At 42.2% G+C, this 11,896-nt stretch carries 5 protein-coding genes; 1 reads left to right on the top strand and 4 read right to left on the bottom strand.

Features of this window, described 5'->3' with window-relative positions; translation table 11 throughout:
• Window positions 1-134 precede the first annotated feature (134 nt).
• From QZ735_RS02870 to QZ735_RS02855, 4 genes are read right to left on the bottom strand one after another with little or no spacing between them, the layout of a single operon-like run.
• On the bottom strand, window positions 135-1,019 hold the full coding sequence (locus QZ735_RS02870) for an RHS repeat-associated core domain-containing protein (protein WP_294243956.1): 885 nt from the start codon (window positions 1,017-1,019) through the stop codon (window positions 135-137).
• Window positions 1,006-3,591 (bottom strand): DUF6443 domain-containing protein, encoded by a 2,586-nt coding sequence (locus QZ735_RS02865; protein ID WP_294243954.1) that lies wholly within the window; start codon window positions 3,589-3,591, stop codon window positions 1,006-1,008. The genes QZ735_RS02870 and QZ735_RS02865 overlap by 14 nt, the downstream gene beginning before the upstream one ends.
• A gap of 10 nt (window positions 3,592-3,601) precedes the next feature.
• On the bottom strand, window positions 3,602-7,090 hold the full coding sequence (locus QZ735_RS02860; RefSeq protein ID WP_294243952.1) for a hypothetical protein: 3,489 nt from the start codon (window positions 7,088-7,090) through the stop codon (window positions 3,602-3,604).
• Window positions 7,091-7,094: 4 nt separating this feature from the next.
• Window positions 7,095-8,816, bottom strand: a complete 1,722-nt coding sequence (locus QZ735_RS02855) for a T9SS type A sorting domain-containing protein (protein ID WP_294243950.1) — start codon at window positions 8,814-8,816, stop codon at window positions 7,095-7,097.
• Between the two features lie 855 nt (window positions 8,817-9,671).
• Here QZ735_RS02855 and QZ735_RS02850 point away from each other — a divergent pair.
• Window positions 9,672-11,813: a M3 family metallopeptidase gene (locus tag QZ735_RS02850; protein WP_294243948.1), complete on the top strand. Its 2,142-nt coding sequence runs from the start codon at window positions 9,672-9,674 to the stop codon at window positions 11,811-11,813.
• The last annotated feature ends 83 nt before the right edge of the window (window positions 11,814-11,896 follow it).

The raw sequence follows: 11,896 nt of genomic DNA, 5'->3' as shown, positions 1-11,896 counted from the left end.
AGTCGAGGTACGAACTCTATATTTCCATTTTTGGTAACCATACCATCCGACAGAAGATGAAAATATACCAAATGCATAATATGCAATTGTAAAGCACAAAATAATACTTGCGATAATAATAACTCCTTTTTTCATTATTTTTTTATTTCATCAATTTTATCTACACCTTCCGGAATAACTGGCCCTACTTCAAGTTTTCCAACTTTACGAACTTGTATTTCTTTATCTGAAGGGATGAAAAAACGGTTATAATAATCAACTCCTTTTTGAAAGTTGTCTATTATTGCATTAGGAGCTGGGTTTACTTGATGAGGAACATACCAGGCGTTATTTCTCAAATCTAAAATTTGATTAAAACAGCCAAGCATTACATTTGCACAAGATTGTCCGATTACTTTATATTTTTTTGCACTGGCCGCCTTAGCAGCTGCTTCTTTTATTTTAACATCCTCTTCTGATGTCGTTTTAACAGTAACAAATTTGTCATAATGATGTTGTTCAGCTGGATTAATTTTATTTGCTGCCAACATAGCCTGTTTAGGAGTTAATCCTCTACCTAAAGAAGTGCCTATATCAGGATTTTTAGAATCTCCATATGGACTACTACCTTCTCCTGTTCCGTTCATCGAATAATAATACCATCCATCTTTTTCACTCCCCACAATAACAGCTCCGTGACCAGCTCCTGGTACAGCTTTAGAATCTGCAAGAAAAATAACATCCCTACCATCTGGATCAATACCGTTAATAGGATCATTAACTACATAATTATATGGACTGTACCGACTAAATTTCTCTGCAAGTTCATCAATAACACCCCATCTTCCGATATCCGGCATGTAGAATCTGGCTCCGTAATCATACATCCCGCTCTCGGTTTGCAGCTCCTTGCCATTGTACTTATACTGGTACGCCGGATTCCCTGCTGTCGGGTTATAGCCTTCATGCTTCAGACCGAACGGATAATAATTATTCTCCTCAAGAACTTCTATGCTGCTGCCATTGTTAAAGTAACTCAATCTTACTGAACTTCGTTCGTAGCCTTCGTAAAAAATGCTTTTTTACTTGTCTATCCAAATGGTCGGCATAGTTGTAAATATACTTATTATTTTCAAAATTATAATAGCCTTCAGCGGTAGGAACAAATTTCAAAATCCGGGGTGTCCTTAAAGAAGAACCCTTTGTTTCATATTGAAAATCGTCCACATATTCTGTCAACTGATACGTTTCCGACTGGTTTTTGGCTACGCCGTTGGTGTAAAGCTTGTTCAGCTTCGTGCGATCGGCCCGGAACAGGTACTTGGTGGTGATGTTACGGGTCTCCGTGCTTCCGCCAAAGAGGTTCCTTACCTGATAGGTCTGGTCAAAGGTGAGATGATCCGGAAGGTTCAGGAAATTATAAGTGATATTTAAAATCCCTTTGTCTTTTTGGGAAAGCATATTCCCGTTATCATCATACGGGATCGTATTCCCTGAAGTATCGGGATAGCCCCGGTAGTCCGTGGAGGAATCGGTAACCGATAACAGCCTGTTGCTTTTATTGCTGTTTTCATAAACATACATAAGCTCATCGATACTGAATGCGGAAGTTCCCTGCGCCTCTGCAGATCTTTTCAGGGTCATGATATTGCCATTCAGATCGTAGCTCACTTTTTCGTAGTATTCCCGTGCCGAAGGATTGGTATCCTTCTGGTAAAAGCCGGCCGAGAGGCGGTTCAGCTTATCATATACATAACCGTACCTTCTCAGGTGGTCTCCAGAAACAGTGGACGTCCGCCAGTCTACCTCGGCAATATTGCCGTTGTATCTCGGAAGGACTTTCAAAGCAGAATCGAAAGGATCAGGCGTCTGCTCTCCTTCCACAGAGTTGTATTTGATCTCATACCCGAAGAGTTTCCCGCCCAGGTTCTTCGGATCGTTGATCTTGGTCATCCAGCCGCGGATGTTATACTGGTAGTCGATAGTCTGTAACGGCTGTGCGGAATCTGCACTGCCTACTTTTTTACTCTGCAGCTGGGAGATTTCATTGTAAGTGTTCTGGGAAAGAATCTCTTCAGGATTGCTGTCTACCTGATGTTTGTGTACCAATAACCTGTTTTGACCGTCATACAGGAAATTTTCTGTGATGACCCTTTCCGTATCAGAAGAGAGCCTTTTATGACGGGTAATGGTTTGCCGGACCACGCCGGAAAAATCAAGAAGGGTTTCTTTTTTGGTGTAGCCGCCAAGATGGTTGATGGAATAAATTCCGATGGCTCTTCCTCTTTTATCATACCCGCTGTAATTTTTCGTCCAGTTGTTATCTTCGATATTTTTTACATAAGAAGCCAAAGGAAGGCTTTTGGTGGTAATGCCGGAAGCTGCCGTATCATTAATAACATCCTGTGCCAAGATCTGCGTTGGTAATGCAGGAGCTCCTGTAGGATAGGTATCATAATAGTTAATGCCTAAAACAGTCATTCCTGTAGTAGGAAATGCATTTTTTGTATAATAGACCTCCATTCCGTTCAGCGTAAAAGGCATGCTGCTTCTTACTTCCATATTTTCGGAATTGGAAGTCATGTTATTAATTTCCGTCTGCAAGGCCACCCTTCCTGCCATACTGGAAAAAAAGCCGGTATATACCACTCTTCCGAACTGATCATATTTGGTAAACATCCAGCCCTGGGTAGTAAAACTATTGGAAGCTGTGCCGAGATTGGGATCCTGTGAAAGCACCAACCGGTCCTGCCGGTCATAGACCATATACTCCCAGCCTTTTCCCGGAATTTTTTTTTCCACCAGCCTATTCCGCTCATCATATTTATACTGGTAACAGAGTTGGTCTAAAGTGCTTTGAGATAATGCCCCGGAAATAGAAGCTAAAGGAGGAATCACATAAGCCAGCTGTCCGTATTCATTATAAACATAATAAGTATCTGCTTTCTCCGTAGCACTCAGCATTTTTCTTACCAGGATGGTCTGCCCGTCTTTGTTTTTAAATTCAATGCTCACATTTCCATCTTCATCGGTAACCGTATTCTTGTATAGCTGATTTTCGCCATAGTTACCGGAGAGGCTTACGGAAGATTGTAAAGTGGAATAATTGAAAGTTGCCGTATATTTATTGACATCACCTCCGTTGACTTCATATTCTAATCCTACCGGGTGCTGCTGCCATTCTGAACCCGGCTGTACCTGGCCAAGCACCCTGTTTAAAGGAGAAGCTTCCATAGTATTACGCGAAAAAGGGAAATTATCATTGTAATAGGTTTGTGCAGCACTGCCCACCCCGGACTGGATGGCTCCGTTTGAAGTAGCCATCGGTGCAGGAAGCCAGCTCTCAGTCTGCCTGCCAAAATGGTCATATGGAATTTGAGTTACAAGGTCCTTGCCTAAAGGAGAGGCTTTTACATGCACCTCCTGGATGGGCCTTCCCAGACCATCGAAATACTGCACAGTCTCAGCAATTCTGGGAGATCCGGGAAGCGAAGGATCTGATAAGTTCGTTCTGGTGTAGACATAATTTTCCCCACTACTCGGATTCGCCTGTGCAGAGAGGATGCCTGATGCTGCAAACAGCATCCAGACAGGGAAGATTCTTTTTTTCATGGATTTGGTTTTATGGTTTGTAGTGGTAGTTGGTGGTTCTGATCGTTTTCTTTACATTTCCTTCGATCATATATACTTCTTTCAGCCTTCCGGAAGCATCGTAATCGTAGTATTCGGTCTGGCCGTTTTCATTCATGATGCTGGTCTGCGTTTTATAGAAAGGATCGTAGGTATAGGTCTTCATCCTCGCATCAACCGGGTATAGCCGAACCTCATCAATATAGGCATAATTGGTACCTATCAGATAATTCTGCATACTGCCAAGAGTAACAATGTTTTCAATATATTGCCATGGAGATGACGCACTGGCTTTGCCCCAGTAGGAGACAATCACTTTATCATAACCAAGATTACCTGATGGTAAATTTACCACATAATCCCCGGTATGGGAAGATTTTCCGGTCATCGCATAAGCCGTGCTGACATTTACACTTTCTTCCTCAAAACTTGTATGGAAAGGTACGGAAGCTTCAACAGGATTGTATACCGTAAAGTTGAAATTGTTTTCAATCTGTCCCTGGTAGCCGTTGTATCCGACATTGGTCAGTTTCACTTTATAGGTTCCCGGCTTTAGATGTACCGATGGTGAGGTGTAGGTATGGAAGTTTCCGGAAGCCGGAGTGATATCGGTAAAAGATACGGAGCCACTGCTGTTATTTATATTTTGAAAACTTGTCTGGTACATAACCGAGTGATTCTCCGGATAGCGCTCGTAGATCCGGTCTATTTTATAGTCTTTTTCTTCCGTGATGGTAAAAGTTCCCAATTCCTGATTGATAGTTCCCATAGGAATCTGTAGTCCGGAATAAGACACATTCAGATCATTATTAATTGTCTCAGACGCATATTTTGCATTTTCCACAGCAGCAATGGGTAAGGATTTGTTATAACCCCATAGATAGGTCAGCGGATTTCCCACTTCTTTTTTTACCGTCAGAGGGTTGGCTTTGCTATCATAGGAAAGATAACGGATCCTGTTTTCCAAAGGACTTGCCGCATCCATCTGCCCTTTTATGATTTCTGGTTCTATAATATTATTCCCCCAATCTTTATAAGACGTCTGAATTTTCTGGATTTGTTTGCTTAAAGTAGTATTACTTACAATCTGCTCAATTACAGGCGTCAGAATATTTTTATTCAACATAGTCTGATAAGGCTGAAGTGAACTGAAATCAAATGGATATTTATATTTACGCTTTGTATTGTGCCCCGAACTGTTTACAGTTAAAACTTCATTTATCATAAGATTATGCTGATTATAATTATAATCACTCCTTTCATCAACATACCTATCCTGAGACTGCCGATCATAAGTTCTCTTAACAGTATAGTCTAATAGATTTGCATTTTGATATGCTTTAGTATCAAATGCTTGGATCGATTGCAAGTAATCATTAACATTGAAAGGAAGAATCTGAGATGATTGTGAGATTGTTGGGAAACTCTTATTAAGAAGATAATCCAACTTTCTCACAACATTTATTCCGGTTTTAAATTCCTTTTCATAATGATTTGAATAGAAATTAGTTTCTTCTACAATTCTTTTTCCATCAGATGACTTTATTGCTTTAAATGTCAACTTAGGACTATAGTTTCCATAATCATTTTGATAGGTATGAAGATCACGAAGATTTCCTGTATACTGAAGATAATTGGGAACGGAATAATGGTATTCAGTGAAGCCTGTATTACTGTTCGCTGTTCCATCATACTCTGTTACATTTGAGTAAGCAAGAGGTAGGCCTGGTAAGAGATCATGGCCAACTATGGGTTCCGAAGTTACAAAAGTTCTGTCATAATATACGTAACAACTTTCCGGGCCACTATCCAGTATTGGATGCTCATAAGAATAATGATCTATATATCTCTGAATATAGCTGTAAAATTCCGAATCAATTTTATTGAATACAGGATTATTATATTGATATGATTTCATACTTGCTATTTCATTATCTTTTGAATAATTTACAATATTTAAAACTCTCAGTCCACCAATGTATCCCGAAGAATTCGGTCCGTTATATAAATTATCGACAAATGCTCTTTCATATTCAAATTTTGTCCTTCCACCGGATGGATATTTAATTTCTTTAAGACTTGCAGCTTTTGAAAAAAATCCATTGTCAGCCTTACGATTGATCCCGTAATTCTGTCCCTGATAATCTTGTGGAATCATATTTTCAGGTATGGCAGTTCCACTGTTTCCGCCATTATAATATCCCCAGAAATCCGTTGATCTTGACCGGTAGGGTGGTAGAATATTACTTTCATCGTATGCAAAGGAATAATTTTGAGCTTCAGTTCCATTTTCACCGAAAATAGTAACAGCATTAAGTTTTAATCTCTTATTGCTATTTTCAAGGTTTTCGTATCCTACATTTCCAAAATAACTGTGATTGAATGTTATTTTTTTCTTTATAATATTCTGAATTCCTTTTGATAGCACATTTATTTCTGAAATTTTACTTGCATACTGAAAATCTTCTCTTGTAGAATAAATGAAATTTACAATAATATCTTCATTTTCAATAGATGCTAAAGCTACATTATATGTTACACCACCTGTTCCGGAATTACTTTCATGGGGGAAATGTTCTACTTGTCCGGGATCACAAGGATTACTGCCATTCAGAAAATGCTTAGCTGTATTCCAAGTACTTACGGGCTTTCCGGTTGACGTTGCATTTTGTGAAATGTAGTTTAGCTTAATATATTCACTATCATCAGCTGAATACATTTCTACTAAGAACCATTCGGAAGAACCATAATTTGAATCATTAAATCTTTTATAATGATATTTAATTCCTTTATCATCGATAATGTTAAAATCATCGCTAATTGCTGTCTGTGACCTATTAATTTTATATGGCCTATAAGGAAGCATTATTAAAGTACTATTCTGCGGATAGGCATAACGAAATATACCTGCAATCCCATTTGGCATATTGTAGAAATAACGGTCACTCATAAGATCTTCACCATTATACTTAGTGTTAAGATATGATTCTACATCCAATACTCCCGGGTAACTCATAGAGCTAGAATCAAAGTTATTATAGAATGTATTTTTTAATCCTAAAATTAATTGATCTGCAGATGCATATGTCTTATTTGTCCATCCTACCTCGTCATAAGTATCCATCATAGTACGTGTAATTATTCCACCTGCGTTGAGTACCCATCCTATTCCCACTTCTGATGCAACATCATGAACTTTAATTCCGGAAGCATGATATGATATTGAGATTGGTAGAGATATTTTTTTTCCTTCAAATATGTACACAGGAATTTCTATTCTAGGAACTCCGGTACTATAATCTACTGGAATTTCACCATATCTCATAAAGTTTTGTGCTGTTGGTGAAGGACGAATAATAGTAGGTAGTTGGTAAGACGGATTCTGTCCTGAGAGAGGAATAATAGCTAATAAAAGCATATATAATAATCTGGTAAGCCTAATTAAGATATATTTTTTTTGTAGAATGTAATTTGTTCTCATGCTATTATTTTTTTATCAGTTTCGCACTTGCTATCTTCCCGTCTTCCGTCTTCACACTCACCAGGTAAGCCCCCTGCACCAGCTGCTGCGTATTAATCTTGGTTATTTTGTTTTTTGTTTTTATACTCTGAAGCTGCCGTCCGCCCATATCATAGACTATGATCTCCGCCTCAAACACTTCGGAATGGACGGTCCCTGAGGCTCTCGAAGGGAATCCAAGCTCCACATAAGTATAATCCGATACCGGATTCGGATAGATCTTAATCTCCTGCTTCTCGATCAGCCGGTCGATCTGGCTGTCTCCCAGCTTGATGATCTTCCAGTTCTCTTTTCCAAGTTCATCGGCGCTCGTGCCGGCCAGGATGATCGAACCGTCGCGGTTCAGCTTAATGTCCGAAAGCCGCTCTTCCCTTTGGCTGGATTTTCCTTTCACGTGCTTTCGCCACTGCTCGTTGCCATTTGGGTCCAGGTACAGCATCCAGAACTTTTCATCATCCGTTTCTGCCCTTCCCTCGGATTGCGTGTAGCCACCCAGAAGTATCCCTTTCGAGGACTTGTCATCTGCGCTGTGCAGTACGCTCATGCCCATTAGTATGTCTCTGTTTTTGAAGCTGTAGGACTTCTGCCAGATCGCGTCCCCTCGCTCTGTTATGGAGATCAGCCACACATCCGTCCCTTCTTCTATTCCTACCGTCTTATTCCCGGATCTATCCGATCTCGATTCGCCGCCAATCACATATCCTGTGGAAGTCAGCGCCAGGGTTCTCGGATGGTCATCACCGGTCCCGCCGAAGCTCTTTTCCCATTCCACCTTCCCGTCTTTTGAAATCTTGATGATCCAGTAATCGCCCTCACCGTAATGGCTGCTGGCTTTTGGCTGCTGGCTGCTGGCCACTGATGTGTTTACAGACGACTGTGCACCTGCGGTACCGGGCTTTGCATTTGCCGGCAGGGCACCGCTTCTGGAGTAAACACTGAGTAAAGCGCCGCCGTCCCGGGTCGGGATCATCTTCTCCACTTCGTCCAGGCCTTTTCCGCCCAGGATCAGCTGCGAGATCTCTTTCCCGTTTTTATCCAGCCTTACGATCAGAACATCTTTGGAACCGTAGCCTTTTTCTGTATTCTGTGCGTTCCCGGCAACAAAGAATCCGAGATCAGTAGTCTGGATTACAGCTCTTGCCTCTTCATCGCCAGCCGAACCGATCGTTTTCTGCCAGAGTTCTTCCCCCGCTTCATTCAGGCGGATAAGCCAAAAATCTGAGCTTCCTCGGGAATCTTCCTTTTTATCAAGTCCCTTACCCGAGTAGCTGGTTCCGGCTGCCAGAAATCCGCCCTCCTGCGTGGCTACCACAGATTGGAGGAAATCGTGATTCTTACCGGTAAAGAATTTCTCCCAAGTTTGTTCACCTTGCTGGTTCAGCTTGACCAAATGAAAATCGTAGCCTGCATTTTGCTGATGGCTTTTGGCTGCTGGCTGCTGACCGGAGCGTGCGGCGCCCGAACGGATCGAAGGAGCGGACTCTGAGCCTGTCGAAGGACTGTTGCCTGAGCCTGTCGAAGGCCGGATGCTGCTTCCAGAGATCAGGTATTGTCCGTCGATGGTGGTGGTCACCTGGCTTAAGAAATCCTGCGTGGAGGATCTGATGTCCTTCTGCCAGAGGACTTCTTGGGCAGAAGTACTGAGGATGGCGCCTAAGAAAAAGGCACCGGCATAGAATTTTTTCATTCCTTATGTATCTGAGTTATAATTATTAGGTTTTAACGGCGCGAAGATATTCTTTTTACTTCACCCCTGAAAGAGATAATCCGTTATTTCATATTCATGTTGTTTTGTTTTATCACTTAAGGCAAATGTAGACCGCTCATGCGACAAAACGTGTCGTGTTTTATTTTTAATTGAAAGACAATTAAAATGTATTTCAACCCACTCTTTTTCTATCTGCCGGCACCCTCCTCTTAATACGATCTGTAAAAAATCAAATTTCAGTCCCGTCCAGACTTAAAATCGTCTTACAATAAACAGAAACCATCTATTTGACTTCCTGATCACAGGTTTGGAAATTCGTTTGGTACAACAGACTAATATTTACAACAAAAAATTGATTTAAAAGCAATAATTTAAATATAAAAAAATATTTCATATTCTTCGATAATAATTTAAATTATTTATTATCAATTATTTATCATTTATCCATAAACTGATATGCCTCAAAACATTCTGTTAAAAAGCAACATTTGATATAAAATCTTTCCGGATATGATCTTTACTTTAAAATCTTTACTGTTCATCAGATCAAATCGTTCACAAAAAAGCCGGTAACAATATGTCGATGGTATACAAATCCGAAATCCCATACTCTGCAGGCTCTTTTTCCTGAATTCAATACCATCATATATCCTAAAAAATTAAGACTTTCATCAGGCGCTGAACCGGTTTCAAAAATCCGGATGGCAGACTGATCTGCAGTCATAAAGAAGCTCCGGCAACAGACTATCCGATGCCCCGTAAAATTTTAAACCGCTTCCGCAGTACCAGTTCAGGGAAGTTTTAATATCTTTATGCTTTATTAACCGATTATCTATGAAGAAGATCACGGCGGTCATGTTACTTTCCGCACTTGCATTCAATCAATCCTGTACGACTATGAAAATCACCGATACCCAAAAGGAAGTTCCGGTTCCGGATGCCTCCCTTGCATCGAATCCTTTTATGAAGAAAAGCAGCCTTCAGTATGAAGCGCCGGAATTCAATAAGATTAAAAATGAACATTTCAAACCGGCTTTCGACTTCGGACTGCGCCAGCATGATGCCGAAATCCTCAACATTGCCGACAACCCGGCAGCCCCGACTTTCGAAAATACCATTGTCGCCCTGGAAAAAAGCGGGGAAGTCCTGAAAAGGGCCATGACGGTATTCTCCAATCTCACCAGTGCGAATACCAATCCTACCCTGCAGGCGCTGGATGAAGAATATGCTCCGGTATTTGCCGCCCATTCCGATACAATGTACCTGAATGAAAACCTGTATAAAAGGATAAAAGCCATCACGGAAACCGGATTGGATTCTGAAAGCAAACGGCTGTTACAATACTACAAACAGAATTTCGAGATCGCAGGGGCCAACCTTTCCTCCGCAGACAAGGAGAAACTGAAACAGATCAACCAGGAGCTGGCTTCCCTCTCCACCCAGTATTCCAACAAATTGCTGGAAGCACGGAAGCAGGGCGGCGTATTCTTTACCGATGCCAAAGAGCTGGACGGCCTTTCCGCGGATGAAATTGCCGCTGCTGCCAGCGATGCCAAAAATGCAGGCAAAGACGGGCAGTACCTGCTGGCGCTGCAGAACACTACCCAGCAGCCGCTCCTTCAGAACCTGAAGAACCGGGCGACCCGCGAAAAGCTCTTCAAAGCTTCCTGGACAAGAGCCGAAAAAGGCGATGCCAACGATACCCGTGAAACCATTGAAAAACTGGCAGCCCTCCGGCTGAGAAAAGCACAGGTCTTAGGAAAGAAAAGCTTTGCCGAATGGAAGCTGCAGGACCAGATGGCCAAAACCCCGGAAGCAGCCACCCAGCTGATGAACCAGATCGCTACCCCAGCCGTAGAAACCGCAAAACGCGAAGCTAAGGACATCCAGGACCTGATCGACCAGCAGAAAGGCGGCTTCAAGGTAGAACCGTGGGACTGGAATTTCTATGCCGAACAGGTAAGGAAAGCCAAATTCGACCTGGATGAGAACCAGATCAAGCCGTACTTCGAGATTACGACGGTCCTGGAAAAAGGAGTCTTCTTTGCTGCCGAAAAATTCTATGGGCTGACATTTAAAAAGAGAACGGACCTGCCGGTCTATCATCCGGATGTCGTAACCTATGAGGTTTTCGATCATGACGGCAAGTCCATCGCCATCTATTACCTGGATTTCTATACCCGCGATTCCAAGAACGGAGGCGCCTGGATGAGCAATTTCGTGGAACAGTCTTATCTCCTGGGAACCAAACCGGTGATCGTTAATTGCTATAATTACCAGAAGCCTGCTCCGGGAAAACCATCCCTGATCAGCTATGATGACGTATCCACCATCTTCCATGAGTTCGGGCATTCGATCCACGGGATGTTCGCCAGCCAGAAGTACCCTTCCCTGTCCGGAACCAATGTACCAAGGGATTTTGTGGAATTCCCGTCTCAGATCAATGAGCACTGGGCACTTGATCCGGTAGTCCTGAAAAATTATGCCCTTCATTATGAGACCAAACAGCCGATCCCGCAGTCGCTGGTAGATAAAATCAAGAAAGCCGCTACCTTCAACCAGGGCTATATGACGACGGAACTGGTTTCCGCTGCCGAGCTGGATATGGACTGGCATACAGTAACCAATACCAGCCAGCTGGTCCCGGTACTGGATTTTGAAAAACAATCCCTCGCCAAGCACGGATTCACCCTGGCCACCGTCCCGCCAAGATACCACACCCCTTATTTCGCCCACATCTGGGGCGGCGGGTACTCAGCCGGATATTATGCTTATCTGTGGTCTGAAACCCTGGATAACGATGCCTGGGAATGGATTTCAAGCCATGGCGGACTGACCCGTGAAAATGGTGACCGCTTCAGGAAATACATCCTCTCCGTAGGAAATTCCGTAGACCTGAACCAGGCCTTCCGCGATTTTACAGGACACGATCCGGACATCAAGCCGTTACTGAGAAACAGGGGTTTCATCAAATAAATTATAAAAAGCATCCGGAAATCCGGATGCTTTTATCATGTACATTATAATTGCTATATTGAACAATATAACAGGTAAACCAA

This window comes from uncultured Chryseobacterium sp. (assembly GCF_913776365.1).
Taxonomy (GTDB): domain Bacteria; phylum Bacteroidota; class Bacteroidia; order Flavobacteriales; family Weeksellaceae; genus Chryseobacterium.
This window is presented reverse-complemented; position numbering and strand designations above follow the sequence as displayed.